Annotated in this window: 24 protein-coding genes; 19 read left to right on the forward strand and 5 right to left on the reverse strand. The window is 62.4% G+C overall.

Annotated elements, in window-relative coordinates:
• Window positions 1-311: 311 nt before the first annotated feature.
• The 5 genes from ACT8II_RS05575 to ACT8II_RS05595 all read left to right on the forward strand — a co-directional run bounded on the left by ACT8II_RS05575 (window position 312) and on the right by ACT8II_RS05595 (window position 5,072).
• Window positions 312-2,510, forward strand: a complete 2,199-nt coding sequence (locus tag ACT8II_RS05575; RefSeq protein WP_443813272.1) for a ribonuclease R family protein — start codon at window positions 312-314, stop codon at window positions 2,508-2,510.
• 119 nt (window positions 2,511-2,629) lie between these two features.
• Entirely contained in the window at window positions 2,630-3,487 is an 858-nt protein-coding gene (locus ACT8II_RS05580; RefSeq protein WP_118653583.1) for a tetratricopeptide repeat protein, read from the forward strand.
• Between the two features lie 2 nt (window positions 3,488-3,489).
• Complete coding sequence (smpB, locus tag ACT8II_RS05585) at window positions 3,490-3,978, forward strand: SsrA-binding protein SmpB (RefSeq protein WP_443813275.1); 489 nt, start codon at window positions 3,490-3,492, stop codon at window positions 3,976-3,978.
• A 219-nt stretch (window positions 3,979-4,197) separates the two neighbouring features.
• Window positions 4,198-4,707, forward strand: a complete 510-nt coding sequence (locus tag ACT8II_RS05590) for a flavin reductase family protein (protein ID WP_199588894.1) — start codon at window positions 4,198-4,200, stop codon at window positions 4,705-4,707.
• A 227-nt stretch (window positions 4,708-4,934) separates the two neighbouring features.
• Complete coding sequence (locus ACT8II_RS05595) at window positions 4,935-5,072, forward strand: rubredoxin-like domain-containing protein (RefSeq protein WP_118653581.1); 138 nt, start codon at window positions 4,935-4,937, stop codon at window positions 5,070-5,072.
• Between the two features lie 108 nt (window positions 5,073-5,180).
• On the opposite strand, the gene ACT8II_RS05600 is transcribed toward ACT8II_RS05595, so the two are convergent.
• Window positions 5,181-5,903: a M48 family metallopeptidase gene (locus ACT8II_RS05600; RefSeq protein WP_294159502.1), complete on the reverse strand. Its 723-nt coding sequence runs from the start codon at window positions 5,901-5,903 to the stop codon at window positions 5,181-5,183.
• Window positions 5,904-6,175: 272 nt separating this feature from the next.
• Here ACT8II_RS05600 and ACT8II_RS05605 point away from each other — a divergent pair, with 272 nt between their 5' ends.
• From ACT8II_RS05605 to ACT8II_RS05615, 3 genes are all read left to right on the forward strand, one after another.
• Window positions 6,176-7,459 (forward strand): uracil-xanthine permease family protein, encoded by a 1,284-nt coding sequence (locus ACT8II_RS05605; protein WP_412108072.1) that lies wholly within the window; start codon window positions 6,176-6,178, stop codon window positions 7,457-7,459.
• A 114-nt stretch (window positions 7,460-7,573) separates the two neighbouring features.
• Complete coding sequence (locus ACT8II_RS05610; protein ID WP_294159499.1) at window positions 7,574-8,344, forward strand: AAA family ATPase; 771 nt, start codon at window positions 7,574-7,576, stop codon at window positions 8,342-8,344.
• Window positions 8,345-8,447: 103 nt separating this feature from the next.
• Window positions 8,448-8,876: an FKBP-type peptidyl-prolyl cis-trans isomerase gene (locus tag ACT8II_RS05615; protein WP_039910319.1), complete on the forward strand. Its 429-nt coding sequence runs from the start codon at window positions 8,448-8,450 to the stop codon at window positions 8,874-8,876.
• Between the two features lie 117 nt (window positions 8,877-8,993).
• Here the strand turns inward: ACT8II_RS05615 and ACT8II_RS05620 are convergent, their stop codons facing one another.
• Window positions 8,994-10,409, reverse strand: a complete 1,416-nt coding sequence (locus ACT8II_RS05620; protein ID WP_294159497.1) for a hypothetical protein — start codon at window positions 10,407-10,409, stop codon at window positions 8,994-8,996.
• A 282-nt stretch (window positions 10,410-10,691) separates the two neighbouring features.
• On the opposite strand from ACT8II_RS05620, the gene ACT8II_RS05625 reads away from it, so the two are divergent.
• The 8 genes from ACT8II_RS05625 to ACT8II_RS05660 all read left to right on the forward strand — a co-directional run bounded on the left by ACT8II_RS05625 (window position 10,692) and on the right by ACT8II_RS05660 (window position 18,826).
• Complete coding sequence (locus ACT8II_RS05625) at window positions 10,692-11,492, forward strand: SDR family NAD(P)-dependent oxidoreductase (RefSeq protein ID WP_294122533.1); 801 nt, start codon at window positions 10,692-10,694, stop codon at window positions 11,490-11,492.
• A 697-nt stretch (window positions 11,493-12,189) separates the two neighbouring features.
• Window positions 12,190-12,648, forward strand: coding sequence for a hypothetical protein (locus ACT8II_RS05630; RefSeq protein ID WP_294122536.1), 459 nt, complete (start codon window positions 12,190-12,192; stop codon window positions 12,646-12,648).
• Between the two features lie 213 nt (window positions 12,649-12,861).
• Window positions 12,862-14,001 (forward strand): tRNA guanosine(34) transglycosylase Tgt, encoded by a 1,140-nt coding sequence (gene tgt / locus ACT8II_RS05635; protein ID WP_317439980.1) that lies wholly within the window; start codon window positions 12,862-12,864, stop codon window positions 13,999-14,001.
• Between the two features lie 245 nt (window positions 14,002-14,246).
• The gene (locus ACT8II_RS05640; RefSeq protein ID WP_302741701.1) at window positions 14,247-14,960 is read left to right on the forward strand and encodes a zinc metallopeptidase; all 714 of its coding nucleotides are present in this window, start codon (window positions 14,247-14,249) and stop codon (window positions 14,958-14,960) included.
• Window positions 14,961-15,200: 240 nt separating this feature from the next.
• Complete coding sequence (gene xseA, locus ACT8II_RS05645) at window positions 15,201-16,658, forward strand: exodeoxyribonuclease VII large subunit (RefSeq protein ID WP_304292353.1); 1,458 nt, start codon at window positions 15,201-15,203, stop codon at window positions 16,656-16,658.
• A gap of 59 nt (window positions 16,659-16,717) precedes the next feature.
• Window positions 16,718-16,984 (forward strand): exodeoxyribonuclease VII small subunit, encoded by a 267-nt coding sequence (gene xseB, locus ACT8II_RS05650; RefSeq protein ID WP_294122546.1) that lies wholly within the window; start codon window positions 16,718-16,720, stop codon window positions 16,982-16,984.
• A gap of 201 nt (window positions 16,985-17,185) precedes the next feature.
• Window positions 17,186-17,521 carry an HIT family protein gene (locus ACT8II_RS05655; RefSeq protein WP_294122549.1) on the forward strand — a complete coding sequence of 112 codons (336 nt, stop codon included), beginning with the start codon at window positions 17,186-17,188 and terminating at the stop codon, window positions 17,519-17,521.
• Between the two features lie 135 nt (window positions 17,522-17,656).
• Entirely contained in the window at window positions 17,657-18,826 is a 1,170-nt protein-coding gene (locus ACT8II_RS05660; RefSeq protein WP_294122551.1) for an acetate/propionate family kinase, read from the forward strand.
• Window positions 18,827-18,889: 63 nt separating this feature from the next.
• On the opposite strand, the gene ACT8II_RS05665 is transcribed toward ACT8II_RS05660, so the two are convergent.
• Together ACT8II_RS05665 and pta are read right to left on the reverse strand one after the other, a co-directional pair.
• Window positions 18,890-19,372: a universal stress protein gene (locus tag ACT8II_RS05665; protein ID WP_118653568.1), complete on the reverse strand. Its 483-nt coding sequence runs from the start codon at window positions 19,370-19,372 to the stop codon at window positions 18,890-18,892.
• A gap of 159 nt (window positions 19,373-19,531) precedes the next feature.
• The gene (gene pta / locus ACT8II_RS05670) at window positions 19,532-20,512 is read right to left on the reverse strand and encodes a phosphate acetyltransferase (protein WP_118653567.1); all 981 of its coding nucleotides are present in this window, start codon (window positions 20,510-20,512) and stop codon (window positions 19,532-19,534) included.
• Between the two features lie 186 nt (window positions 20,513-20,698).
• On the opposite strand from pta, the gene glf reads away from it, so the two are divergent.
• The 3 genes from glf to polA all read left to right on the forward strand — a co-directional run bounded on the left by glf (window position 20,699) and on the right by polA (window position 26,030).
• Window positions 20,699-21,901 carry a UDP-galactopyranose mutase gene (glf, locus tag ACT8II_RS05675; protein WP_118653566.1) on the forward strand — a complete coding sequence of 401 codons (1,203 nt, stop codon included), beginning with the start codon at window positions 20,699-20,701 and terminating at the stop codon, window positions 21,899-21,901.
• Window positions 21,894-23,027 (forward strand): glycosyltransferase family 2 protein, encoded by a 1,134-nt coding sequence (locus ACT8II_RS05680; RefSeq protein ID WP_443813279.1) that lies wholly within the window; start codon window positions 21,894-21,896, stop codon window positions 23,025-23,027. The genes glf and ACT8II_RS05680 overlap by 8 nt, the downstream gene beginning before the upstream one ends.
• Window positions 23,028-23,231: 204 nt before the next feature.
• Window positions 23,232-26,030, forward strand: coding sequence for a DNA polymerase I (polA, locus tag ACT8II_RS05685; protein WP_294122555.1), 2,799 nt, complete (start codon window positions 23,232-23,234; stop codon window positions 26,028-26,030).
• Between the two features lie 357 nt (window positions 26,031-26,387).
• Here polA and ACT8II_RS05690 read toward each other — a convergent pair whose 3' ends face one another.
• On the reverse strand, window positions 26,388-26,528 hold the full coding sequence (locus ACT8II_RS05690; protein ID WP_443813285.1) for an HAD hydrolase family protein: 141 nt from the start codon (window positions 26,526-26,528) through the stop codon (window positions 26,388-26,390).
• Window positions 26,529-26,535 lie beyond the last annotated feature (7 nt).

A 26,535-nucleotide genomic window follows, 5' to 3' on the forward strand; every position in this document is an offset into this window, starting at 1 on the left:
GAGACCCCCTGGGTCATCCAACGTAAACGTCCTCGGCCGGCGAGCTTTGCTCGGCGGCCTGCGGAATGTTTACTTAGGGATGACCCAGGGGGTCTCCTGCTCTCACGGCGCTGCGCGCGTGGTGGCGGGGGTTTGGTGTTGTGGGGTTGACGTTGGGTCTGACGGGGTCTTTGTTGTGGCGGCCTCGGGTTTTGCCGGGGACGGGGCTGGTGTGCAGTGACCTGAGGTTCGGTTGAGGGTTTGTCGGGCACCCTTGGGTTTGGGTACAAGAGAGCTGGTTTGAATCGGCTCTATTTGGACGAGAGGAATGCATGGGTAGAGGAAAGCGCGGGAAGAACGGACGGCACGGGCCTGCTCGGTCGCGGCGGTTGCCGGGGCTCACGGGGACGGTGCGCGTGTATGACTCGCGCGCCGAGGTCGAGACAGCGGAGGGTACGTACCGCTTGGGCTCGCGCTCGATGCGCGAGGCGATGCCTGGCGACCGTGTGTACGTAAGCTTGCATCGCGGTCGCGGCGGAGCTCGTCGCGCGGTTGTGGAGCACGTGATCGAGCGTGCGGCCGAGGCCGTTGTGGGCACCTTCGAGCTGGCTGGTCCTCTGGGCGCCGTACGTCCGCTCGACGCGCGCATCAAGCAGGATTTCTTCGTCCTTCCCTCTGATGACTCCCCTGCGCGTCTCAAGGTCACGCCAGGCGATATCGTCGCAGCGCACATCGTCGAATATCCTTCCCGTGCGGAGGCCGGTGTGGTCACCATCGAGCGCCGTATCGGCGATGCCAACGAGCCGAGCCTGGGCATCGAGTGCATCATGGCGCGGTATGGACTTACGGACGGGTGCCCTCAGGAAGCGATCGATGAGGCCGCGGGGCTCTCGGTCGATGTCGATGCCGCTTTGGCCGATCCGCTGCGTCGCGATATCCGCGATAGGTTCGCCATCACGATCGACCCCGTCGATGCTCGTGATTTTGACGACGCGATCTCCGTTGCGCGCACCGTGCGTGGCGGGTGGATGCTCGGCGTGCACATCGCTGACGTGTCCCATTACGTTGACTGGGAAAGCTCGATTGACCTGGAGGCGCGTCGCCGCTCGACATCGGTGTACCTTGCCGACCGCGTGTTGCCCATGCTTCCCGAGCGCCTGTGCAACGATTTGTGCTCGCTGCGGCCCAATGAGGACCGGCTCGCCTTTACCGTCGATATCGAACTCGACGCGCGGGGCCGCGTTCGTGCGTATGAAGCGTATCCGAGCGTGATTCGCTCGCGCGTGCGCTTGGATTACGGTGCGGCAGACAACCTGCTTGCTGGAGATGTTCCCGCTGCGGCGTCTGCTGTAGACGACTCTGTGCCCGCGCCCGTTCATGGAGGACCGGGCTGTGGGGCCGGCGACGCGCTTGATTGCCCACGGACGCCTGAACCTGGCACGGCGGACGCTGCGACCGTTCGCCGTGCCCACGCCGCCCTCGACGCTGCTCGCGTCTCTGGCGTCGCCCTCGCCTCCTTCCTCAGAAACGCAGACGCGCTTGCCTGCGCTCGGCGTGAGGTTCGTCGTAAGCGCGGCTCGATCGACTTCGAGACGTCCGAGGTTCACGTGCTCTTGGATGACGAGGGCATTCCCATCGACATCGTCACGCGCGAACGTAGTGCCGCCACCAGCTTGGTTGAAGAGGCGATGTTGCTCGCCAACGAATGCGTCGCTGAGTTCCTCTCCGACCACAATCTGACTGCGGCGTACCGCGTGCATGAGGAGCCCTCGGCAGACACGCTAGCCTCTGCCGTCAAGACGCTCACCGAACTCGGTGCACTTGAGGGTGGTCTTGCAGCGGGCATCATGCTGGGGGAGCCGCGTGCCATCGCCAGCGCGGTCGTCGATGCCCATGGCTCGCCGATGGCACCGCTGGTGAACGCCCTGCTCCTGCGTGCTCAGCAGCGTGCTGTGTACCGGTCGGAGAACGGCGGGCACTATGCGCTCGGTGCCCGCGCGTACTGTCACTTCACGAGCCCCATCCGCCGTTACCCCGACCTTATGGTGCATCGCGTGCTCAAAGTGGCACTTGCCAAGCGGGAGCTGGGGAAAAAGGAGGCTGCGACCCGATCCCCCCGTCTCGTGGGCAAGGGTCCCCAGTCGCTCGTGCAGGTGTGTTCCGCACTCTGCCGACAGGCGAGCGACAACGAGCGTGCTGCCGACGCGGCGGCGACGGCCTCGCAAAAAATCAAGGTCGCACAGTTCTTCGCGGGGCGCGTGGGGGAGCGCTTTGCTGGAACGGTTTCGTGGATTTCGGACATGGGCGCATTCGTGCGTTTGGATGACACGGGTGCCGAAGGCCTGATGCGCATGGCGGCGCTTGGTGCCGAGTGGTGGGAGTACGACGACATCCGCCTGCGTCTTGTGGGTGAATCGAGTGGCACGGTGATCGAGCTCGGGCAGCGTGCGATAATCGAGGTGGCTTCCGTCGACGTGTTGCGTGGGCACCTGGATTTCAAACTCATCCATATCGAGGGCCCCAATCGCTAGCCCGTGAGGGCTCCCGTATGCCGATGAGATGGGGCGTCCGGCACCGGGTCTTTCGTGTGTTTCGTACCTGTACGCTTCTGCGCTACACTGAAGCCTCGACTCTTTTCTAGGAGGACACCATGGATATGCCCATTGCGGCGCATGACATCGATTATGCCGAGGATCTGCTGGCGGAAGGCGAGCTCGATACGGCGCGCATGCTGCTCGAGGAACTTGCCGCCGAGGCTGGTGAGTATGCCGATACCGCTTGCATCGCCACCGAGGCACGCCAATGGTTCAGCTTTGCCAACCCGTTCGAGCGTCTTGCCTATCGTCGCGTGGAGCAGGATCCCCGCGAGCTCACGCAGGTAGACGCTCCGCTCGATCGTCTCTATGCGGCACTTGCCTATGTGTACGTGCAAAAACGCGACTATGAGCTTGCGCGCGATGCGCTCAAGCAGGCCGTGCGCTGGAATCCCATGAATTGCGCCCACCGCCTGAACCTCGCCGAGGTCTATCGTGCGCTCGGGGACACCAGGGAGTGGGCGGCGCTTTCGGCTTCAGTTCTCGAGCGTGCCACGACTCCGCAAGCGCTTGCGCGTGCCTTTGCGAATTTGGGCCATTTTTTCCTGTCTTGCGATAAGCTCCCCGCCGCGGAGGGTTGCCGTCGGGCGGCGATTCGCGCGTGCGCCGATGACGCCGCCGCCACGGCTCTCGCCTCGCACCTTGACCGTGAGCATCCCGAACTCGCCGAGCTCTCCGATGCCGATGCGAACGCTGCGGTCGAGGGGGAGGGCCTGGCAACCGGTGCCAATGCCGAGATCGCCGTGTGCCTGCTCATGTGCGCAACGGACGCGGCCGATGAGGGCGACCGCAATGAGGCCACGCGCCTCACCCTGCTCGCCCGCGATTTGGTCGGAGCTCCGGCGTGTGAGGCCCTCCTTCGCCTCATTCGCGAGTCTGACGCGGAGCTTTCCAACGAACAGGGAGGTGAGTAACTATGGCAGACGGATTTGCTCGTAAGCCGCGCAGGGAAAAGAAGCTTATCGCCAAGAACCGTTCGGCTCATCATGAGTACTTTATTGACGAGACCTTCGAGTGTGGGGTCGAGCTTGCCGGTACCGAGGGACGCAGCCTGCGTGAACGCGCCTGTCAGATCACGGACTCCTTCGCCCTTATCCGCAACGGCGAGTGCTGGCTTCATAACGTGCACATTCATCCGTATTCCAACGGATCGATTTTCAACCGTGATCCCGATCGCCGTCGCAAGCTGCTGCTTCACCGCAAGCAGATCGACTATCTCGACGGTAAACTGCGCACGCGCGGGGTGGCGCTCGTGCCCTTGGAGTTGTATTTCAACGAGGATGGCCGTGTCAAGCTTCTGCTTGGCCTTGGCCGAGGTAAGAAGCTGTACGACAAGCGCGAGGACATGGCCAAGCGCGACGTGCAGCGCGAGATCGATCGGGCTCTCAAGCAACGTAGCCGGTAATCGCCCATTTTCCTTCAGACGGGCACCCATGTGCGATCGGGTGCCCGTTTGCGTTTGAGGCTCTCGGCATTCGATGCCCATGCAATGGACGCTGCCTGCGCGGACGCGTTCGACGTCCCTCCCACCGACTCATACGGATGCGACCGTCCCCGCGCCTTTGTAATCCCTATACTGGTGATAAGCGCGTGGCACGCGAGACATTTGAGAAAGGGGAATGTCATGGCTATCGATTCCACGGCGATGTTCGCGATGAGCTATGGGTTGTATGTCGTGTCTGCAGAGGCGGACGGCACCAAGGCGGGATGCGTGGTCAATACGGCGGTGCAGGTGACCGCCGAGCCCATTCGCATGACCGTCGCGGTGCACAAGGACAACGTGACATCTGGGGTCATCGCAAAGGCGGGGGCGTTCACAGTTACCGCAATCGATCAAACGGCGGACATGCCCTACATCGGCAACTTCGGCTTTCGCTCCAGTGACACCTATGACAAATTCGAGAAATACGAGACGGCAATCTCGGAGGTGGGGAGCCCCTATTGTCCGGAGCACGCGTGCGCGGTATATGCATGCAAGCTGATCGACAGCGTCGACGTGGGGACACATTATCTGTTCGTCGGCGAGGTCGTGCAAGCCGAGCGGCTTTCCGATGAGCCTCCTCTCACGTATGCTTACTACCACAGCACGCTCAAAGGCAAGACGCCCCCCAAAGCGAGTTCGTATCAGGGGTAGCGTCCCCGCTGGCATGGCCGGCTTGAAGTCTAGCGGGACGGTTACTGCGCGCTGCCCGATGCGTCGCATCCTTAGAGAAACTGCTTGATAATAGGAAACCATTCCGATAACATATCGGAACGTTTGAGGGAGATCCGAGATCGTTCATGGGAAGCTTGGCGTGTCTCATGTTCGGTAAACTTGGGTATACTCAACCTACGTTCAATCGCCTGTGAAAGGAGCCAATCATGGCTGACAAGACTTACAAGTTCGTTTGCGTTGTTTGCGGTTTCGAGGTCGAGGTCGACACTCCCGAGCTGCCCGAGGATTATGTCTGCCCCGTCTGCGGCGTTGGCCCGGATCAGTTCGAGCTCGTCGAGGAGTAGCTTCGAGTTTCGAGGGGCGATTCGTTCGCTCGTAACAAGCAACTCAATTTGCAGCAGGGACGTCTCTTCGGAGGCGTCCTTTTCATTGTGGGAGATATGCCGGGGTAATTACAAATCAGCCATAGGCAGTTTTGCCTCGAGCTCGTCGTCGTGATCGCTCCGCTTCTCCGTGTCAGGCGAAACGGGGCCTTGCCTGAGACGCTGGGCGAGAGCCCGGTTGTCGGGGCAGAATTCGTCGAGTAATGCGTGGAAGCGTGCGTTGTGGCTGGGTTCCAGCAGGTGGACGAGTTCATGGGCGACCACGAACTCAAGGCATTCGGGCGGATAGGCGGCGAGGCGAGCGTTGATGCGAATGGCGCCTGTGGACGGGGTGCACGAGCCCCATCGGGTTTTCATCGTGCGGATGCTCCACCGCGAGGCGCGGACGCCCATCCTCCGCTCCAGTCGAGCAGCGATGCGGGGAAGGACGCGCCCCAGTTCTTCGCGGTAGAGGTTGTCGATGAAGTCTTGACTGCCGTGATCGAAGCCGAGGGGCGTGAGGTCTCCCCACAGCGGGTACGAGGTTCGTCCATCGCCATCGCTTTCCCCCTCGGTTGGGGAAATACGCGTGTTCCGCATCTGGGCGCGGCGGACGCGTTCGATTATCCAGCTTGCCTTGCAGTCCAGAAACGCCTGCGCGCGGGTGAAGGAGAGGCGCTGTGGAATGCTGAGTGCGACCGACCCGTCGCCGCGGACGCGCAGGTTGAGGTTCTTTACGTGTTTGCGAGTGACCTTGACGGGGATCTCGAGCCCATCGGCGTGCAGGGTGAGGACGAGGCGGGTGTCGCTCATGCGTTGCGGGCTCCTTTCGAGGTCGGCGGGCCTTTGGTTGGTGGCGCCTTGTCGCGCCGCTGGTGCACCGCGTATGGACGAGCGGCCTCGGCCGCGGGTTACGTGGCTGACGTGAACTGGGGTGCAGCGAGTCGCGGGGCGAGACGGATGGATCAGCTGCAGTCCGTATCACATCGCTGCGCAAACTCTTCTAGCTTGCGCGCGTCGTCGCACTTCTGTTGCGGGTTACACGGTACCATAGACTGAACTGTCGCCTACAGAAAGGACCGCCCATGAGCCACCGCGAACGCGAGGTCATCGGCGTCGACGACCGGGTCTCCCCGGCGCGCGCCATTCCGCTGGGAATCCAGCACATGATGAGCATGTTCGGCTCCACGGTGCTCGTACCCGTGCTGACCGGCCTCGATCCCAACGTCGCCATCATGTGCTCGGGCATCGGCACCATCTGCTACCTGCTCGTGACCGGCAACAAGATTCCCAGCTATCTGGGCAGCTCGTTCGCCTTCATCAGCCCCATCCTCGCGGTGGGCGCCACGCGCGGCCTCGACGCCGCCATGTCCGGTGTGATTGTGGCGGGCGCAGTGTTCCTCGTGGTGGCGGGCATCATCAAGCTCGTCGGCACGGGCTGGCTTGACCGCCTGCTGCCGCCCGTGCTCGTTGCCTCCGTCATGGTGGTCATCGGCGTGGGTCTGTCCGCCACCGCCGCCAACATGGCCTTTATGGGTACCGACGCCGCGGGTGCATCGGTGTTCAACCCGCAGGGCGCCCTGGTCGCCGCCGTCACGCTGCTCGCGGCGGTGATCTTTTCCGGGCGCGGCGGCATCGTCGGCACGGTGCCGGTGCTGCTCGCCATCATCGTGGGCTATGCGGTCGCCGTGGCGTTCGGCATGGTGGATTTCGCGCCCATCGCCCAGGCCGCATGGATCGGCCTGCCCAGCATCAGCTTCCCCAAGTTCGACATGGGCGCCATCGCGCTCATCGCGCCGGTCGCCGTGGTCACGGTCATCGAACATATCGGCCACCTGCTCGCCGTGGGCGAGATTGTCGACAAGGACTATCGCCCGCTGCTGCCGCGCTCACTCGCCGGCGACGGCCTGTCCACCATGATCTCGGGCTTCCTGGGAGGTCCTCCCACCACCACGTATGCCGAGAACATCGGCGTCATGAGCGTCACGCGCGTCTACTCCACCCAGATCTTCTGGTACGCGGGCGGATTCGCGCTCATCGTCGGCGGCCTGTGCCCCAAGCTCGCTGCGCTCATCAACTCCATCCCGAGCCCGGTCATGGGCGGCGTGTGCCTGCTGCTGTTCGGCCTCATTGCCTCCAACGGCCTGCGCATGCTCGTGTCCAATGGCGTGGATTTCGACGTGAACCGCAACCTCATGATCGCTTCGGTTGTCATCATCCTGGGCGTGGGCATGGAGACCGCGGGCATTGCCATCCCGTTGGGCGACTATACCCTGCCCGGCATGGCCACCTCCACGCTCGTGGGCATCATCTTGAACCTGGTGCTCCCGCCGAAGAAGAACGCCGAGGCGAAAGGGTCTGCCGAGTAACCAACGAACTGCCTCATGTGACGAAAGCCCTCTGTCATCTCATCGTGACGGAGGGCTTTGTCTTGGCGTGCGCGTACAATGACAGCATTTGGGGCACGGACGATAGGGGGCGTCATGCTCGATGGTGAGCTGTTCATATCTTCCGTTTCGATTCTGTGGGAGCTTGTCCACGGAGACGAGTACCTGCGCCGTATCTCCGCGCTCGCGTCGCTGGGCGAGCGTTCGCTCGCCTTCGACTCGAACGTCACGTTTTTCGTTGGCGAGAACGGGTCGGGTAAGTCGACCCTGCTCGAGGCCATGGCGGTCGCGTATGGCCTCAACGCCGAGGGAGGCACGTCCAACTACACGTTTGCCACGAGGGATTCCCATTCCGTCCTCCACGAGGGCATTTACATGGAGCGGGGGCGTTTGGCGCCGCGCAGCAGCTTCTTTTTGCGGGCGGAGAGCTTCTATAACGTCGCGTCCGAGGCCGATCGGTGCAGCATGAGGCCGGGACTTCCGGGTGCGATGTACACGAATCCCGTTACAGGCGCAAAGGTCCCGCTGCACGAGATGAGCCATGGGGAGGCGTTTCTCGGATTCATCCAAGACGGCTCCAGGGACAATGGCCTGTATTTTCTCGATGAGCCCGAGGCGGCCCTTTCGCCTGCGCGGCAGCTGACCTTGCTGTACGAGATGGACCAGCTTGCACATCACGGCAGCCAGCTCATCGTGGCCACGCACTCGCCCATTCTCTTGGGGCTTCCGGGTGCGCGCATCATCTCATTTGACGATGGTGAGTTGCATGAGATCGGTTACGAGGAGACTGAGAGCTATCAGGTCACGGAGCTCTTTATCAATAATCGGGAGCGCATACTGCATGAGCTGCTCGAGCCTCGGGTATAGTGGTTCAACGTGCCGGCGGGGAGGCCTGAACTCGCCTTCGGCCATTTTGCAAGCCTTCCGCCTTCATCCGGGCGGGGATTACTACGATTGAAAGAGGATGCACATGTCCAACCAGGGTAAGACGGTCAAGGCCCACTACCGCGGCACGCTCGACGACGGCACCCAGTTCGATTCCAGCTACGATCGCGGCGAGCCCATCGAGTTCGTGGCCGGCGCCGGCCAGATGATCAAGGGCTTCGACGCCGCCGTGCTCGACATGGAGGTGGGCGAGAAGAAGACCGTCCACATCCCGGCCGCCGAGGCGTACGGTGAGCGCTCCGAGGACATGATCCTCTTCTTCCCGGCCGATCAGGTGCCGGATTTCGAGAAGATCGAGGTCGGCATGAAGCTCTTCCTGCAGGGTCCCGGCGGTATGCCCGTGCCCGTGACGGTCGTCGAGGTCTCGCCCGAGGGCGTCAAGCTCGACGCCAACCACGAGCTGGCAGGCTGCGATCTTAACTTCGACATCGAGCTCGTCGAGGTCGTGGAGTAGCGTCGCGTTCGCGCCGTCGCTAGGGCCGATGGCCCCTTGGCTCAAGTCGAAGCCCGGCTCCTCATAGCGGGGGCCGGGCTTTTGCGTGATTGCCGCCGTCACGTCGGGGCAATGGGGCTATTGGGCGAGATACGTCCAAACCAGCATGAGCACCACGACGAGCACGATGCTGGCAATTGCAAGTACGAGCTTCAAGCGCGCCCCTCGCGTGCGCTCGCGGACGGTCTTTTCGGCGGCGGCGAGCTCCTCGACTTCGGCGACGCGGTCAATGCGCTCGGCACGATCTGCCTCGAGGGCATGGGCAAGAGATACGGTCGCCTCGGGATGCGCGTGGATCTCATTGGCTTCATCAAGCGTCGATTGGGCGGCGTCCGCCTCCTTTTGCGCAACTTGGGCGGCGTGCTCTTCGGCTTTTGCCTCCTTTTCGCGTTCGGAAATCTCGCCACGCAGTTTTTTCTGACGCTTCTCGGCGTCATCTTTCGCCTCGCTGTACGCATCTCGCGCGCGGTCCGCCGCCGCTGCGACGGCGTTGAATGCCTCGCGTGCCGACGCCATGGGCTTCTCTGCCTCGGCGACGGCGGCGCGAGCCTCGTCAATTGCCGCTTGGGTTTCTTGTTCGATGCGCGGAACGTCATCCTTTGCCGTTCGCAGCGCGCACGCCGCGTCGGAGATCTCATCTTCGAGCTCGCGTTTGCGCACGGAGTACCCAGCGGGATTGGCGGAAGGGTTGCGCTGGATCTCGGCGTATTCGGCATTGAGCGTCGCCAGCAGCGACTCGGCGCTCTTGACCGTCTGCTGTGCGGCCGAGACGCCTTCGTCGTGCTCCTTGACCGTACGCTCGAGATTCGCCTGCGCATCATCGAGCCGACGCTGAAGGCGTTTGCCGGATTCGCGCGATGACCGCTCCTTGTCCTCCGCCGCATCGACGGCGGACTTGAGGCGACGCTCAACGGAGGCGTCCTCGTCTCGCATCTTCTCCAGGTTGTTTTTGAGTTCGGCGACTTCTGCGGCTATTGCGGCGCGACGCTCCTCGGCGGCCTCACGTGCCTGAACGGCGGCGTTCTTGCGAGCTGTTTCTTCTGCGACGATCTCGTCATGGCGCGACTCGATGTCGCGGCGGCGCGCGAGTTCGCGTTCGCGAGCGGCTATGGTGTTGTCCAGGCGCTCGAGCTCTCCGCGCGCCTCGCTGTGAGCGCGATGGGCTGCGCTCATCTCCTTCATGCTCGCCACGCCCTCTGCAAAGAACGCACCTACTGCCCGCGCGGCGTTGGTTTCTGTCCGGTCAGGCATGTTGGCCAAATCGGTTGAGCCGGCTGGCTCGGTGGTGCCGGTCGCGCCGGTCGAATCAGCCGAGATGGCCGAACCTGTCGAATTGGCCGAACGGGCCGAACCGGTCGGCTCAATGGCTCGGTTTTCGGGCTCGACTGCGACCCCATCTGCGTGTACTTCTTTGGCTGAGTCGCTGTTGGTTGCCGTCTCGTCGTTTGGGTTTGACGTCGCATCAACAGGCTGCATATCGTCACGTTCGCTCATGGTGCCCCTTTCGCATGCGGTCGATGCCCGCCGTTCGTATGGCTCTATCATACGGCGCGGTGCGGACGCATGGCTTTGGCTACCTTGATTCCAAGACGTTTTCGCATACTTGTCTTAGCGCTGCCTCTGGGAATGGGCGGTCTTGTTTATCCGTTTGGCGAATCGCGGAACGCCGCTTAACGAACAGCGTTGCCGGCTTTGATTGCGTGAGGTGTAAGAGGGGTATGGTTGCGGTAGTTGTGTGCAGTTGCCTGCGCAATAATTAATTGAGAGGAGAAAGACATGGGGCTTTTCACCGGTAAGACCGTAATCGTCACGGGTGGCGGCAAGGCCACGCTCCAGGATGGTTCCGCCGGATCCATCGGTTACGGCATTGACATCGCATTCGCCAAGGAGGGCGCCAACCTCGTCATCACTGGCCGCAACGTGGCAAAGCTCGAGGCGGCCAAGGAATCGCTCGAGGCCGAGTACGGCATCGAGGTCCTTCCCGTCCAGGCAGACGTCTCCGCCGGCCAGGACAATGAGGCTATCGTGCAGCACGTCATCGACGAGGCGATTGCCAAGTTCGGTCGTATCGACGCGCTCGTGAACAACGCCCAGGCCTCTGCATCCGGTGTCACCATTGCCGACCACACCATGGAGCAGTTCGACCTGGCCCTGTACTCCGGACTGTACGCGACGTTCCTCTACATGCAGAAGTGCTATCCGCATCTTAAAGAGGCCAAGGGCTCCGTGGTGAACTTCGCCTCCGGTGCCGGCCTGTTCGGCAATTACGGTCAGTGTTCCTACGCCGCCGCCAAGGAGGGCATCCGCGGCCTGACGCGCGTTGCCGCGAACGAGTGGGGCAAGGACGGCGTCAACGTCAACATCGTCTGCCCGCTTGCCTGGACCGCCCAGCTGGAGAACTTCCAGAACGCGTATCCTGAGGCCTTCGAGGCCAACGTCCACATGCCGCCGGCGGGCCACTACGGTGACGTCGAGACCGAGATCGGCCGCGTCGTCGTTCAGCTGTGCGGACCCGACTTCAAGTACATGAACGGCGAGACCCTCACACTTGAGGGCGGCATGGGCCAGCGCCCGTAAGGCAAGACTGCGTTGCAAGGCCACATCGGCGGACCTGATGCCGATGTGGCAATCGCCCCCGGCGAACGGCCTAGCACCGAATCGTTACCGCCTTTGACGGGTGGAATCAAGGCGTGCTTTGGGTTGTAATCGATGCGTTCATGTTCCCATTGGCAAGGGGCGACTGGATTGGCGTGCGATTCGGTCGGACGGACCCGCATTCGGCCTCCCATTTCCCGGCAAGAGGCAAAAGCTGGGGGTGGGAGGCTTTTGCATGGCTTCGCGAGGCGAGGCGAGCCGCCTTTCCGCAAGGGTGAGCCGACTGCCCGTAAGTCTGAGCCGCCTTTCCATGGTCGAAACGGCACGCAAGCCGCCTTTCCCGTGGCCGAAGCGGCTCGCAAGTCGCTCATTGCTCACAAACTTGAGCTTTTTCGTATTGAAAATTGGTTTCGTGAAGTAGGGGCGGCTCTGCGTCCATAATCGCCACAGGTCATGCGCTTGCCACTGTTGTCGCTACTTTCTATTTCTCGATATCGATACGAAAAACCTCAACTTGTCCTGTCTCTCGCCCGTTCCGTATGCTCGTGGCGCGTCTCGCGCACTCGGAGTCGGCTGATTTGCCATCGGCTGGTGCATGCAATGCCGCCATCCCTGCGCTTGGAAGAACGAACGGGTCCATAGCGGGTAGAATTGAGCAACCGACTTGGAAGGGAAGACGATGGCACGTCAGGATATCGAGATTGATGAGGCGCTCACGGCGGTGGAGGACGCGCTTAACTGCCTTGACGCCGCGGCGCGTGATCTCAAGAGCGCCGGCAACTGGGGATGGTTTGACATCTTCGGTGGGGGATTCTTTAGTTCACTGATTAAGCACGACAAGATGCAGGCCGCGCGCCGCCACCTCTCCGCTGCTCAAGCGTCACTGGCACGCCTGGCAGACGGGCTGGATGACGTTCAGGGCTTCGCCGGGCTCGGCCCCGACGTCGGCGACTTCCTCCTCACTGCCGACTGGCTGTTCGACAACGCCTTCATGGACGCCATGGTCCAGCAGCGCATCATGGAGTCGAAGGGGCGCGTTGACAAGGCGATTTCCCAGTGCGAGCAGGTGCGCGATCAGCTCCTCTCTCTCAAGCGTCCCAACCGCGGCGCAAATAACGGACTACCGGGCGCGGAGTAGGCAAAACGACAGATGTAAAAGGGTTTGGACAGACATATTTTGTGCTGCTCAGGCGGGAGTGCGCGGAAAGGGCGTGCCCGATAGTACAATAAGCGGCTGATATCGCGCGGTGCCGCCGGCGCGCGGATGCGAGGTCCCCTTCGCGGGAGCGCCTCGCACGGAAGGGTGATCGCCCCGTGTGCGCCCGGCACCGAATAACCGAGGAGCCGTTTCATGGATCAGTCCCTGTTCAAGTACGAGATCGTCGCCGAAGACCCCAAGACGCATGCCCGTGCGGGCATTCTACACACGCCGCACGGTGATATCGAGACCCCGATTTTCATGCCGGTGGGCACCAAGGCGAACGTCAAGGGCATCCCCACCGAGACGGTCAAGGACCTTGGCGCCCAGATCGTGCTCGCCAATACCTATCACCTCGCCATGCGCCCCGGCGCGGACACCGTGGCGGAGCTCGGGGGCCTGCACGACTTCATGAATTGGCACGGCCCCATCCTCACGGACTCGGGTGGCTTCCAGATCTTCTCCCATTCCGACGCAGTCAAGCTCACCGACGAGGGTGTGCGCTTCATCGCCACCGATTACGACGGCTCTCACGTCTTCTGGACGCCCGAGGACAACATGGAAATCGCCATGAAGCTCGGCAGCGATATCTGCATGCAGCTCGACCAGTGCCCCGGGTACCCCGCCACGCGCAAGTTCGTGGAGCGCGCCGTCGAGCTCTCCAGCATGTGGGCCGAGCGCTGCTACAAGGCCCATACCCGCGACGACCAGGCCCTGTTCGGCATCGTCCAGGGCGGCATGCACCTCGATCTGCGCTTGCGCTCCCTCAAGCACCTCGAGGAGATCGGCGACTTTCCCGGCTACGGCATCGGCGGCTATTCCGTGGGCGAGCCCCACGAGGTCATGTTCGAGACGCTCGAGCCGCTCGTGTCCGAGCACATGCCGCGCCGCAAGCCCCGCTACCTCATGGGCGTGGGCAACCCCACTACGCTCGTGCGCGGCGTGGGCTGCGGCATCGACATGTTCGACTGCGTCCTGCCCACGCGTACCGGCCGTATGGGCACGGCGTTCTCCAGTACCGGCCGCATGAATCTCAAGAACGCCAAGTTCGCGAAGGACCCGCGCCCCATCGACGAGAAGTGCACCTGCCCGGTGTGCACCGGCGGCTACTCTCGCGCGCTCATCCGCCACATGGTCACACAGAAGGAGATGCTCGGCGGCATTCTGCTGTCCCAGCACAACATTTACTTCCTGCTCGACCTCATGCGTCGCGCGCGTCAGGCCATCATCGAAGGCCGCTACGCCGAGTTCCAGGCCGAGTGGATGGCTGGCGAGGGAGCCGTGGACTTCTAGTCTGCCCGGCAATTGAAAGAGCGGAGGGTTCATCGCCCCCGTCCGCATTGCGCAATCGTCCCCGTTTGCGCTGCGTAGAGGGTAGGAATGTCGAAAATCGAGCCTCTCTCGCCCTCGTTTTTCGACATTCCTACCCCCTTTTGGTTCTCTTTTCATTGTGGGCGCCCATCTCCCGCGCCTTGGGCGCTGTTTTGGGTAGAACTACCTGCATGTGCGAATGGACGCGTGCTTGAAAGGATTCGCAGATGCCTTACTACGGCTATGGATATGGCTACGGGTTTGGATTTGACCCGTTGTATCTCGTTATCGTGCTGGTTACCACGGTTATCGGCCTGATGGCGCAAAACTACGTCAACTCGACCTATCGTCGCTGGTCCAAAGTCGCCTCGGACGGGGAGACGGGCGAGCAGGTTGCGCGTCGCATGCTCGACGACCTCGGGTGCGGTCGCGTGGGCATCAGGGGCACCTCGGGTCACCTGTCCGACCACTACGACCCGCGCGATAACAACCTCTACCTCTCCCGAGAGAACCTCAGCGGCGGATCGGTCGCGAGTGTCGCGGTCGCCTGCCACGAGGCGGGCCACGCCGCGCAACGCGAGAGCGGGTATTTTATGATGAAGGTCCGTCATGCGCTTGTGCCCGTGGTGAACTTCACCCAGAACATTTGGACCATCGTGTTCTTACTCGGCATCATGATGAATGTGGCCGGACTCACCACGTTCGCCATCGCACTGTTCGCGTTCTCCGTCATCTTCCAGCTGGTTACGCTCCCCGTCGAGATTGACGCCAGCCGCCGTGCGGTGGCCTATATCGAGCGTTCGGGCATGAGCGAGGTCAACGTTCGCGGTGCCCGCAAGGTGCTCACCGCAGCCGCCCTCACCTACGTGGCGGCAGCGCTTGCCAGCGTGATGCAGCTGCTCTATCTGCTCGCCCGCACCAACAGGAATCGCGACGAGTAGCCCTTCGCGAGCAGCCATACGTGAGCAGCCCCTGCGCGGTGCCCCACGCACCGTTGTGTGGCCGTGCTCGGGGCGCGTGGCTGCGAGGGGGCGTGGCGCGGCCGCAAGAGGGCGGAACGCGCCCGCGAGGCGGATGGCGCGTGCCCGGGTGCGGTTCTGCTCGCTCACGCGGTGCTTCGTTTTGTCCGCACGCGTTGCTACACTGGTTCGAGTTCGAAGATACGAGTGAGAGGAGGGCATATGAACGCGTGGAACCTGACGGGCTCCTCGCCCGAGGCACCTTCCGCGGTGCCCGATGAGGACGCGCTTTCCGTCTCGCAAGCGGCAGAGCTCGCCGCCGGTGCGCTCCACGACATTCCCAAGATCACCGTGCTCGGCGAGGTGACCGGCTTTCGCGGTCCAAACGCTCGTAGCGGCCATTGCTATTTTCAGATCAAGGACGAGTCTGCGGCGCTCGATTGCATCGTGTGGAAGGGCACGTACGACAAGCGCGCCTTTGATTTGCGCGACGGCCTGCAAGTGCTGTTCACGGGGACGTTCGACCTGTACAAGCCCACGGGGAAGATGAGCTTCAAGGCGAGCTCCTTCACCTTGGCGGGGGAGGGCCTGCTTCGTCAGCAGGTTGCCCAACTTGCGGAGAAGCTGCGCCGCGAGGGCCTCATGGAACCCGAGCGCAAGCGCCGCATTCCGGTCTTTTGCACGCGCATCGCCGTCGTCACGTCGCTATCCGGTGCCGTCGTCAACGATGTCAAGCGCACGCTGCGCCGCCGCAACCCGCTGGTCGAGGTCGTCTGTGTGGGGGCGAAGGTCCAAGGGGAGGGTGCTCCCGCCGAGCTCATCGAGGGGCTGCGCCGTGCGGCCGCGATTTCGCCCGCACCCGATTGCATCCTGCTCGTTCGCGGTGGTGGTTCCTTCGAGGATCTCATGACCTTCAACGACGAGTCCCTCGCCCGCGCCGTCGCGGCCAGTCCCGTGCCCGTGGTGACCGGCATCGGACACGAGCCCGACAATTCGATTTGCGATATGGTGAGCGACCGCCGGTGCTCCACACCCACAGCGGCGGCGGAGTCGGTGGCCCCCGAGTTCGCCGAACTCGTTAATGTGCTGAATATGCGTGAGCAGCGGCTGCAGCGCTCCCTGGTATCGCTTACCGCTTCCGCGGATGCGGAATGTGAGGGCATGTTGGGGAGGATCTCCCGCGCGATGTCCATGCGGCTCGAGCGTCTTGCACTCGAGGTCGATGGCTATGCGTCGCGTCCGTGCCTGGTCGACCCCACGAATGTCGTCGATCGTCGCCGTGCCGAGCTCGCGCAGACGGCGGATCGATTCGCCGTCGTGTGCGACCGCTCGCAGGAGCGCTTTACCGGTGCGCTCGACCGCCTGGCACCGCGCCTGGAGGCGAGCGTTTCCGGTCTGGGCGTCAAACGTCACGCCCTGGACCTGTACACCTCTAAGCTACGTGCCAAGGGTTCGATCATCTTGAGCGGCCCCGTGGCGGATCTGGGGAAAAACGCGGCAGCACTCGATGCGCTCTCGCCGCTCAAGGTCCTCGGCCGCGGGTACTCCATCGCCTACGACGGTGCCGGGCGCGTCGCGACGAGCGTGGACGTGTTCGCGCCGGGTGACGAAGTGCGGGTACGCATGGCCGACGGCGAAGTGAGTGCATCTGTCCGCAACATCACACATGCTGGGAAATAAGCCGAGAAGATACAGGAAGCTACGCGTTGCCCGGAGTGGCGCCGAGTAAGGAGAAGAACATGGCAGATCGCAAGAACGTTGAGGAGCTTACCTACAAGGAGGCGTCCACCGAGCTTGAGCTTATCATCCGCAGTCTCGAGTCAGGTGATATGGAGCTCGAGGAATCACTCGAGAGCTACACGCGCGGCGTGGAGCTTCTCAAGAGCCTCCGCGGTCGTCTGGCAGCGGCCGAGCAAAAGGTCTCCGTCCTGCTGCAAGATGTCGACGGTACCGATCAGCTTGTCCCGGGTGAGCCCGCGGATGACGCCGACAGCCTCAACCTCTAAGAGCCATCCCCTCAACCCGTAGTCGCCCTTTCGATGCGATAATCGAGGGGGACGTCGTTTGTCGGTAGGGGGCATATCGTCCCGCGCGCAGTTCCGCACGAGCCGGACCGTCCGGTGGACGGTCCGTGCGAGCCAGGACTGTTTGAGCACGGGTCGATATGCCCCCCTTGCCGACACGGGAACACAATTGAAAGGAGCCCCATGTCCGACTGCATCTTCTGCAAAATTGCCGCCCACGAGATCCCCTCGACCATCGTCTACGAGGATGACCTGGTCATCGCGTTTGACGACCTCAACCCGCAGGCGCCCGCGCACACGCTCGTGATTCCCAAGGAGCACTACGACAACATCATCGATGGCATTCCCGCCGAGACGCTCGCCGCCATGATGCACGCAGTGGCCGAGGTCGCCCGCATCAAGGGCCTCGATGAGGGCTTCCGCGTGATTTCGAACAAGGGCGAGGCCGCCGGTCAAACCGTCATGCACGTTCACTTGCACGTGCTCGGCGGCAAGCCGCTCGGCGAAGGACTCATTTGAGGCCGCAGGGCCCGCATGCAAAATAGCGTTGTGCGCGCGGTGGGATGCCTGCGTGCGCACATTCGCGCTATGATAGAACCGTTGTAACGTCCTGCGCGACGCACGATTGTCCGCGCATCATTTGTAGGGAGTGTCATGAACGTCCTCGTTCTCAACGCCGGTAGCTCGAGTCTCAAGTTCCAGCTCATGAACACCAAGACTCGCGAGGTCTTCACCAAGGGCAACTGCGAGAAGATCGGCCTCGAAGAGGGAATCTTCGGTCACAGCGAGGGTGGGGAAAAGGCCAAGGAGGCCGTTGTTCTACCCGATCACGGCACGGCCGTTCGCATGGTCATCGATCTTATCAACGAGCATGGCTTCGAAATGGACGCCATCGGCCATCGTATCGTCCAGGGCGGCTGGCACTTCACCGATTCTGCCCTCGTTGACGACGACGTGCTCGCCAAGATCTACGAGGTGGCGCCCCTCGCCCCCCTGCACAACTACGCTGAGGCCGGCGTAATCGAGTTCTGCCGCGATGCCTATCCGAGTATTCCGAACGTCGCTGTGTTCGACACCTCCTTCCACATGGGCATGCCCGAGATGTCCTACACCTACCCGCTGCCTCGCGAGGTTCGCGAGAAGTACCACGTGCGCAAGTACGGCGCGCACGGCACGAGCCATCGCTATGAGTGGAAGACCGCCAAGGAGATGCTCGGCGACCGCTGCCACCGCCTGCTGTCCTGCCACTTGGGCAATGGCAGCTCCCTGTGCGCCATCGAGGACGGCGTGTGCCGCGACACCACGATGGGCCTGACCCCGCTCGACGGCCTCATGATGGGCACCCGCTGCGGCTCCATCGACCCCGCCACCGTCTGCTACCTGCAGCGCGTGGGTGGCTACACCGCCGACGAGGTCGATACCATGATGAACAAGCAGTCCGGTATCCTCGCCATGTATGAGAAGACGAGCGATGCGCGCGACATTCGCGAGGCGGCGCTCGAGGGCGACGAGAAGGCGCTGTTCACGCTCGACCTGTTCGCCTACAAGGCGATGCTGCACTCCGGCTCCATGATCTTCTCCATGGCCGGCGTCGACACCATCACCTTCGCTGGTGGCATTGGCGAGAACGACTGGGCGACCCGTCAGGCGTTCTGCGAGTTCCTCGAGTGGCTCGGCGTTCGCGTTGATCGCGCCAAGAACAGGGAGTGCGTGGGCGGCAAGGGCGGCGTCATTTCCGCTGCCGGCTCTAGCGTCACCGTCGTGGTCATTCCCACGGACGAGGAGTATATGATTTCGCTGGACGTCGAGCGCTTGGCCAAGTAACCTCGCTCACCAGAGCATCACGCGAAGCGGCCCCTCACATGAGGGGCTGCTTTCAGTTGGGGACTACTTGACCGTGAGGACGGGAATCTCGGACGAACGCAGAACGCCGTAACTCACGCTGCCGAGCATGCCGCGCAGGGCGCCCAAGCCGCGCCGGCCCATGATGATGAGGTCGCAGCGATGGTCGGCGGCGTAGTTGGTGATCCCGTCCACAGGGGAGGGTGCCAGGCGCGTATCAATGACGACCTTGGCCTTGATGGCATCTAGGTCCTTGCCAAGGATGCTGCCGATGCTGTCGCGCAGCTCGCGGTCAGAGCGCTCGGCGATCGAGGTGAGGAGTGACTCGTAGCTCGTGTAGTCGATGGGGACCTCTCCAAAGGCACCAGCGGCGGAGATCATCGAGGGCGGCATGATATCGTTCGATACGACCGTGACGATATGGATCGTCGCCGTGGGGTCGTCCCCCACGAAGTCGATGGCAAGATGGAGCGCCGCCTGCGCGTGCTCGGACTCATCGAAGGGAACCAAAACGTTCTTGAACAACATGGGTGCCCCTTTCTCTCGCCTTGGCATCCGTTATGACATCTGTACCCTTTGGCGGGCAACCGTAGTCGTTTCGGCCGCACCTTGCGTTTTGATATGGAAAGGGCCGGGCGCTGCCAAAGCAACGCCCGGCCCCATGGCCACGTGCGATGAATCGGAGGCTTACTCGGCCATCTGAGCCTGAACGGCCGTGATGGCCACCACGCCCACGATGTCCTCGGCCGAGCAGCCGCGCGACAGGTCGTTCACCGGTTTGGCGATGCCCTGCAGGATCGGGCCGTAGGCATCCGCACCGGCGAAACGCTGCACGAGCTTGTAGCCGATGTTGCCGGCCTCGAGGTCGGGGAACACGAGTACGTTCGCCTTGCCGGCGACCGGGGAGCCCGGGGCCTTGAGTTGCGCCACGGTGGGCACGATGGCGGCATCGAGCTGAAGGTCGCCGTCGATGGCGAGCTCGGGAGCCTTGTCCTTGCAGAACGCCACAGCCTCCTGGACCTTCTTGGCGACCTCGCCGCCAGCCGATCCCATGGTGGAGTAGGAGAGTAGCGCCACGTGCGGCTCGGCACCTCCCATGAAGGTCTGCCAGCTCTTGGCGGACGCGATGGCGATCTCGGAGAGCTCGTCGGAGGTGGGGTTGATGTTCAGGCCGCAGTCGGCGAAGATCAGCGTGCCGTCGGTGCCGAACTGCGGGGTCTGGGTGCACATGATGAAGAATGCGGAGACGAGCTTGGTGCCCGGGGCGGTCTTGAGGATCTGCAGGGCGGGGCGCAGCGTGTCGGCGGTGGAGTGGCAGGCGCCGGACACGAGGCCGTCTGCATCTCCCATCTTGACCATCATGGTGCCGTAATAGGTGGCGTCGTTCATTTGGGCGCGGGCCTGTTCGATGGTCACGCCCTTCTTTGCGCGGAGCTCGGCGAACTTCTGGGCGTACTCTTCGTGCTTGGGGCCGCACTTGGGGTCGATCACGGTGACGCCGGGGACGTCGATCTTATCGGGATCGCCCAAGATGACCAGGTTGGCGAGATCCTCCTCGACGATGATCTTCGCTGCGTCGATGGTGCGCTGATCTTCGCCCTCGGGCAGGACGACGGTCTTTTTATCCGCCTTGGCGGTGGCTTTCATGCGGCTCAGGAAATCGCTCATGTACGCTCCTCAGAATGAATCGCTCATCGCGTGCCGCTGCGCGCGATGAGCATTATTGGTGTGACAGAGGTAATTATATGACTCGACCGCTATAATCATTTGGATGAAAACGCGATATGCGGGCCATGGCGACCCCGCTCGTCGCTTCATGGGAAGAGATGTCGCCACCGCCTGCAAGGAGCTGTCATGCAGATCACTTTCGGTCTCCCGGAGGACTTCAACCCGAACGCGTACGACATGATCGTCGTCGGCGCGGGATACGCCGGCGCCGTGTGCGCCCGTCGCCTCGCCGAGACCGTCGGATTCCGCGTCGCCGTCTTGGAGCGTCGCGACCATATCGCCGGCAACGCGTATGACTATTACGACGAGGCCGGGATTCTGGTGCATATGTACGGCCCGCATATCTACCATACGTTCAACGAGAACGTGCACAATTTCCTCTCCCGCTTCACCGAGTGGACCGATTATCAGCACAAAGTGCTCGCCAACGTTCACGGCACGTTCATGCCGGTGCCCTTCAACCACAAGAGCCTGTTGCTCGCTTTTGGCGATCAGCGCGGTGAGGAGCTCTACAACAAGCTCGTCGACACGTTCGGCAAGGATGTGAAGGTTCCGATCCTGAAGCTTCGCGAGAAAAACGACCCGGACCTGGCCGAGGTCGCCGACTACGTGTACGAGAACGTATTCCTGCACTACACGATGAAGCAGTGGGGTCAGACGCCCGACGAGATCGATCCGTCCGTCACTGCGCGCGTCCCCGTGTTCGTGGGTGACGATGACCGTTACTTCCCCCAGGCCCCCTTCCAGGGTATGCCCGCGGAAGGCTACACCGCCCTGTTCGAGAACATGCTCGACCATGATTGCATCGATGTGTTCTGTGGTGTCGACGCACGCGACATCTTCGAGCTCGACGAGACCACGGTTAAGGTTCGCGGCAACGTCTACGGTGGCGAGGTCATCTACACCGGTCCGCTTGATGAGCTGTTCAACCTTGATCTGGGCGCTCTGCCGTACCGTACGCTCGACATGAAGTTCGAGACCCTCGACATGGATCGCTTCCAGCCGGTTGGCACGGTTAACTACACGGTGTCCGAGGACTTCACGCGTATCACCGAGTTCAAGAACATGACAGGGCAAGAGGTCGAAGGCAAGACCACCATCATGAAGGAGTACAGCCACGCTTACGAGCCGGGTAGCGGCCAGACCCCGTACTACGCGATTCTCGACCCCGACAACCGCAAGCTCTACGAGCGGTATCTCGAGCGCGTGCAGCACATCACGAATTTCCACCCGGTCGGCCGTCTTGCCGAGTATCGTTACTACGATATGGATGCCGTGACCGCTTCCGCCCTTAACCTCTCCGACGAGATCATCGCCTGCCATGCCTAATACCGAACAGACCTGCGTTGCGACTGCTTACGATATCGAGGCTGCCCGCGTCGCGTTTCCCATCAGGACGATTTCTGTGACGCCGGCGGGGGAGGGCCACAAGGTGCTCTCTTTTGGCATCCCCAGTTACAATGCCGCTAAGGATATGGATCACTGCATCGCCTCAATCCTCGAGGGATCCAAGTTCGCGTCCGACATCGAGATCATCATCGTCGATGACGGCTCGGAGGACGAAACGGGCGCCAAGGCAGATGAATGGGAGGCGCGGTATCCGGGCATTGTCCGCGTGGTGCATCAGGAGAACGGCGGCCATGGCATGGCTGTGCGTGCCGGCCTGCGCGAAGCCCAGGGTACGTACTACAAGGTCGTCGATTCCGACGACTGGCTCGACGCCGCCGCGCTTTCCACCATGCTCACCATTCTTCGCGGATTTGAGGAGCGTAACCTGCGCGTTGACCTGTTCATCTCGAACTACGTGTACGAGAAGGTTCACGAGGGCACGCACACCACGATCAGCTATCGCATGGCGTTGCCGCGCAAAAAGGTCTTTTCCTGGGAGGAGATCGGGCGCTTCCGCCCCGATCAGAACCTGCTCATGCACTCTTTGTGCTACCGCACGGATGTCTTGCGCGGGCACGACCTCCCCATGCCACCGCACACCTTCTACGTGGACAATATCTACGCGTACGTGCCGTTGCCCAACTGCAAGACTCTCTATTACGCCGACATCGACCTGTATCGTTACTTCATTGGTCGTGAGGGTCAGAGCGTAAACGAGGCCACTATGGTCAAGCGCCTGGACCAGCAGTTCCGCATTACGCGCATCATGATGGAGTCCTACCACCTGTACGAGGACGTCGAACAGGAGAAATTGCGCTCCTACATGATGGGTTACTTCACCATGATGATGGCCATCTGCTCGGTGTTCACCAAGCTTTCCGACAAGCCGGGCATCGATGATGAGCTTGCTGCCCTATGGAACGATCTGCGCACGTATGACGAGAAGATGTACCGCAAGGCGCGCCACGGCGTGATTGGCTGGGGCACGAACCTGCCGGGCAAGCTGGGAGAGAAGACCACCATCGGTATGTACCATCTTGCGTCTAAGATCTTCAAGTTCAACTAGGGTTTGCCGAGCGGACGTGCTCGGTCGGCCCCGGAAAGACATCCCTCCCCAAACGCCCTCGGATCTGCGCTTTGCGCAAATCCTGTGGAATGTTTAGTGAGGGATGTCCTTCCGGGGCCTACTGCCATCTATCGGCCTGCGCCTACTTGTCCGGGCGGTGGGGTAGACTGGTTTGCGAGAGAAAACGGACGAGAGAGGTCCTCCATGCCTGATTTCACGCCTGCCCGTGCCCGACGCGTCATCGCCGTCATCGATGGCAACTCGCTCATGCACCGCGCCTTCCATGCTGTGCCCCCCACCATGAACGCGCCGGACGGCCGCCCCACCAACGCAGTATTCGGCTTCCTCAACATGTTCCTTAAGATGGTCGACGAGTTCTCGCCCGACGGCGTGGTCTGCGCGTTCGACAAGGGCCGTCCGAAGGTCCGCATGGAGATGCTGCCCCAGTACAAGGCCCAGCGTCCACCCATGGATCCGAATCTTCGCAGCCAATTCCCCATGATCAAAGAACTGCTGAAGAACCTCTCGATCCCCGTGATCGAGCTCGAAGGCTGGGAGGGCGACGATATTCTGGGTACGCTCGCCCGCCGCGGTGAAGAGGCGGAGTGCGATATGTATCTCGTCACCGGTGACCGCGATATGTATCAACTTGTTACAGAACATGTGCATGTGGTCTCCACGCGCAAGGGCCTTTCCGACATCGCTATCATGACACCCGAGAGCGTGGACGACCTCTACCATGGCATCACGCCCAATCTCGTACCCGATTTCTACGGTCTCAAGGGCGACTCTTCCGATAACATTCCCGGCGTGCCGGGCATCGGCCCCAAAAAGGCGAGCGCATTGATCGCCCGGTACGGCAGCTTGGACGAGGTTATTGCCCATGCCGACGAGGTCAAGGGCAAGATGGGCGAGAACCTGCGCGCGCACATCGATGACGCGCTCATCTCCCGCAAGATCGCCACGATCATGACGGACGCGCCCATCGAGTGCGACCTGACCGAGGTGGCGTTCCCGGCGTTCGACGCGTCGTCCGTTTCTGCCGCCCTGGGTGAGCTCGGCATCATGGCGATGCAGAACCGCTTCCTCGCGCTGCTCGGGGAAGGCGCCGCTTCGGCTCCTGTGGCTACGAGCCTGGAGATGCCCGAGGTGCTGCGTGTTGCCCTCGACGCCTCTGCGGCCCAGAAGGGCGATGAGGAAGAGCGGGCCGCATCTGAGGAGATGAACGCGTGCTTCGACGAGCTCTGTCGTGCCCTCGATGCGGACGAGTGGCTGGGTGTCGCCATGGAGGATGACAAGGAAGATGGAGCGCTCTTCGGCATGACGCGTCGCCTGTGGGTCGCCACCGACCGCGCCCTGCTGTCATTCGAGGAACCGCTCGGCCCCTGTGCGATATCCACGATCGACCTTGACCTCTCGGCGGGGGTCATTCCTGGGGTGCTGCATCATATCCTGAGCGAGGGGCGCGTGATCTCTTGCGACGTTAAGGCGTTGCTCCACGAGCTCTCGCCCGTCGATTCGAGTGAGACGGAGCTCCTGGACCCGCTGCTGGTTGACTCTTCGCGGTTATTTGACACGGTGGTTGCCGCGTACCTGCTCGATTCCGTGCGTTCGGATTTTGCCGATTCCTATCTTGCCGAGACGTACCTGCATGCCTCGTTGCCACCCGCGGCGGGGGAGGCGGGCGCGCCGGCGGATGCCGTGAGCGCCTCTGCTCGATCCGCCTGGCTCGCCCGCATCCTGCGTGAGCCGCTCGCCGCCGCGCTTGGGGCTCAGGGCGCGGAGGACATTTTCACCAAGATCGAGATGCCGCTCGTGCGCGTGCTTGCGTCCATGGAGCGCGCGGGCATGTACGTCGACCCCGCACGATTGGCGGCGCAGTCCGAGGAACTCGTTGGTCAAATCCAGTCGCTCGAGCTTCGCATTCGCGAGCTTGCGGGTGGCGAGGAGTTCAATCTCTCGAGCCCTATGCAGCTCTCCCGCATTCTCTTCGACAAGCTCGGCTTGCCCACGGCTGGCCTCAAGAAAACCCAGCGCGGCTACTACTCCACCAACGCCAAGGTCCTCGAGGATCTCGCGAAGGACCACGAGATCGTCCGCCTCATCCTTGAGTACCGCGAGAAGACCAAGATCAAGTCGACGTACCTGGACACCCTCGGCGGCCAGCGCCGCAACGACGGCCGCGTACACACAACCTACAACCAGACCATCACCGCGACGGGCCGCCTATCGAGCTCCAATCCCAACCTGCAGAACATCCCCACTCGCTCCGAGCTGGGCCATGCGGTCAAAAAGGCGTTCTCGGTGGAGGAGGGCTCGGTCTTTGTGGCCATCGACTACTCGCAGATCGAGCTGAGGCTGCTGGCGCACCTCTCGGGCGACGAGCATCTGGTGAGTGCCTTCAACGAGGGCGAGGACTTCCATGCCGAGACCGCCGCGCGCGTGTTCGGTGTCGCGGTTGACGAGGTGACCCCGCAGCTGCGCAGCCGCGCCAAGGCGGTGAACTTCGGCATCGTGTACGGCCAGCAGGCATACGGTCTGTCGCAGACGCTCGATATCCCCATGGCGGAGGCCCGTGAGATGATCGACGCCTACTTCCGCGCGTACCCGGGCGTGCGCACATACCTGGATGAGACGGTGGCCTTCGCGAAGCAGACCGGATATGCCGAGACCATGTACGGGCGCCGCCGCCCCATCCCTGAGTTGCGCGTGCCCGCGCAGCGCATGTTCGGCGAACGCACGGCGATGAATCATCCGATGCAGGGCTCCGCTGCAGACATCATCAAGATCGCCATGGTGCGCGTGGCCGAGCGACTGCGTGCCGAGGGCTTTGCCGCCAAGATGATTCTGCAGGTGCATGACGAGTTGGACTTCGAGTGCCCGGCATCCGAGGTCGACGCGCTCGTGGCCATGGTGCGCGAGGAGATGGAGGGCGTGGCTCAGCTCCGCGTGCCCCTCATCGCGGACGCCAGCATCGGCGAGACCTGGGCAGAGGCGAAGTAGCTCTTTGCGATATCGCGGTTTTCCCGCCGAGTTACCGCGAATCGCTCGATTTTGTAACGAGTTTCGAGACGCCCCGAGTAGACGGCCGGTCTGGATGGTAAAACCCCAGTTGGCAGGAGGCCAAAACCCCCGTCTACTCGACCCCTTCGAGAATTCGTTACATTTTCGTCCGATTCGCGGCAGAGTCTCGCTGGCCGTGCGTTGGTAGATGGAAGAAGGGGCGTGGAGGCTGGTGCTGGGCCTCTGGCTTCTGATCATTCCGCATCATCAGCGGTGCGAAACTCGATTTTTAATCGACTGCATGTTGCTGGTGATGGGCTTCGCGGTTTTGGTTTGCGAGTCGATCGTGATGGGGCTTTATGCCATCGCCTCGATGATGCGGTCGATGACGGTGAGCACGCCCGCCTCGTTGTTGCTCGGGGCGAGGAACTTGCCGTGGGCATGCATGTGCTCGGCGGCATTGGCCATCACGTAGCTGTGGCCTACGATGTCGAGCATGGGGATG

The organism is Collinsella sp. (assembly GCF_052346665.1).
Classification (GTDB): domain Bacteria; phylum Actinomycetota; class Coriobacteriia; order Coriobacteriales; family Coriobacteriaceae; genus Collinsella.

What these genes read in the sequence shown, in the direction of transcription:
- ACT8II_RS05575 (WP_443813272.1), top strand. Translation starts at nt 312, where the DNA reads ATGGGTAGAGGAAAGCGCGGGAAGAACGGACGGCACGGGCCTGCTCGG.
- ACT8II_RS05580 (WP_118653583.1), top strand. Translation starts at nt 2,630, where the DNA reads ATGGATATGCCCATTGCGGCGCATGACATCGATTATGCCGAGGATCTG.
- smpB (WP_443813275.1), top strand. Translation starts at nt 3,490, where the DNA reads ATGGCAGACGGATTTGCTCGTAAGCCGCGCAGGGAAAAGAAGCTTATC.
- ACT8II_RS05590 (WP_199588894.1), top strand. Translation starts at nt 4,198, where the DNA reads ATGGCTATCGATTCCACGGCGATGTTCGCGATGAGCTATGGGTTGTAT.
- ACT8II_RS05595 (WP_118653581.1), top strand. Translation starts at nt 4,935, where the DNA reads ATGGCTGACAAGACTTACAAGTTCGTTTGCGTTGTTTGCGGTTTCGAG.
- ACT8II_RS05600 (WP_294159502.1), bottom strand. Translation starts at nt 5,903, where the DNA reads ATGAGCGACACCCGCCTCGTCCTCACCCTGCACGCCGATGGGCTCGAG.
- ACT8II_RS05605 (WP_412108072.1), top strand. Translation starts at nt 6,176, where the DNA reads ATGAGCCACCGCGAACGCGAGGTCATCGGCGTCGACGACCGGGTCTCC.
- ACT8II_RS05610 (WP_294159499.1), top strand. Translation starts at nt 7,574, where the DNA reads ATGCTCGATGGTGAGCTGTTCATATCTTCCGTTTCGATTCTGTGGGAG.
- ACT8II_RS05615 (WP_039910319.1), top strand. Translation starts at nt 8,448, where the DNA reads ATGTCCAACCAGGGTAAGACGGTCAAGGCCCACTACCGCGGCACGCTC.
- ACT8II_RS05620 (WP_294159497.1), bottom strand. Translation starts at nt 10,409, where the DNA reads ATGAGCGAACGTGACGATATGCAGCCTGTTGATGCGACGTCAAACCCA.
- ACT8II_RS05625 (WP_294122533.1), top strand. Translation starts at nt 10,692, where the DNA reads ATGGGGCTTTTCACCGGTAAGACCGTAATCGTCACGGGTGGCGGCAAG.
- ACT8II_RS05630 (WP_294122536.1), top strand. Translation starts at nt 12,190, where the DNA reads ATGGCACGTCAGGATATCGAGATTGATGAGGCGCTCACGGCGGTGGAG.
- tgt (WP_317439980.1), top strand. Translation starts at nt 12,862, where the DNA reads ATGGATCAGTCCCTGTTCAAGTACGAGATCGTCGCCGAAGACCCCAAG.
- ACT8II_RS05640 (WP_302741701.1), top strand. Translation starts at nt 14,247, where the DNA reads ATGCCTTACTACGGCTATGGATATGGCTACGGGTTTGGATTTGACCCG.
- xseA (WP_304292353.1), top strand. Translation starts at nt 15,201, where the DNA reads ATGAACGCGTGGAACCTGACGGGCTCCTCGCCCGAGGCACCTTCCGCG.
- xseB (WP_294122546.1), top strand. Translation starts at nt 16,718, where the DNA reads ATGGCAGATCGCAAGAACGTTGAGGAGCTTACCTACAAGGAGGCGTCC.
- ACT8II_RS05655 (WP_294122549.1), top strand. Translation starts at nt 17,186, where the DNA reads ATGTCCGACTGCATCTTCTGCAAAATTGCCGCCCACGAGATCCCCTCG.
- ACT8II_RS05660 (WP_294122551.1), top strand. Translation starts at nt 17,657, where the DNA reads ATGAACGTCCTCGTTCTCAACGCCGGTAGCTCGAGTCTCAAGTTCCAG.
- ACT8II_RS05665 (WP_118653568.1), bottom strand. Translation starts at nt 19,372, where the DNA reads ATGTTGTTCAAGAACGTTTTGGTTCCCTTCGATGAGTCCGAGCACGCG.
- pta (WP_118653567.1), bottom strand. Translation starts at nt 20,512, where the DNA reads ATGAGCGATTTCCTGAGCCGCATGAAAGCCACCGCCAAGGCGGATAAA.
- glf (WP_118653566.1), top strand. Translation starts at nt 20,699, where the DNA reads ATGCAGATCACTTTCGGTCTCCCGGAGGACTTCAACCCGAACGCGTAC.
- ACT8II_RS05680 (WP_443813279.1), top strand. Translation starts at nt 21,894, where the DNA reads ATGCCTAATACCGAACAGACCTGCGTTGCGACTGCTTACGATATCGAG.
- polA (WP_294122555.1), top strand. Translation starts at nt 23,232, where the DNA reads ATGCCTGATTTCACGCCTGCCCGTGCCCGACGCGTCATCGCCGTCATC.
- ACT8II_RS05690 (WP_443813285.1), bottom strand. Translation starts at nt 26,528, where the DNA reads ATGCTCGACATCGTAGGCCACAGCTACGTGATGGCCAATGCCGCCGAG.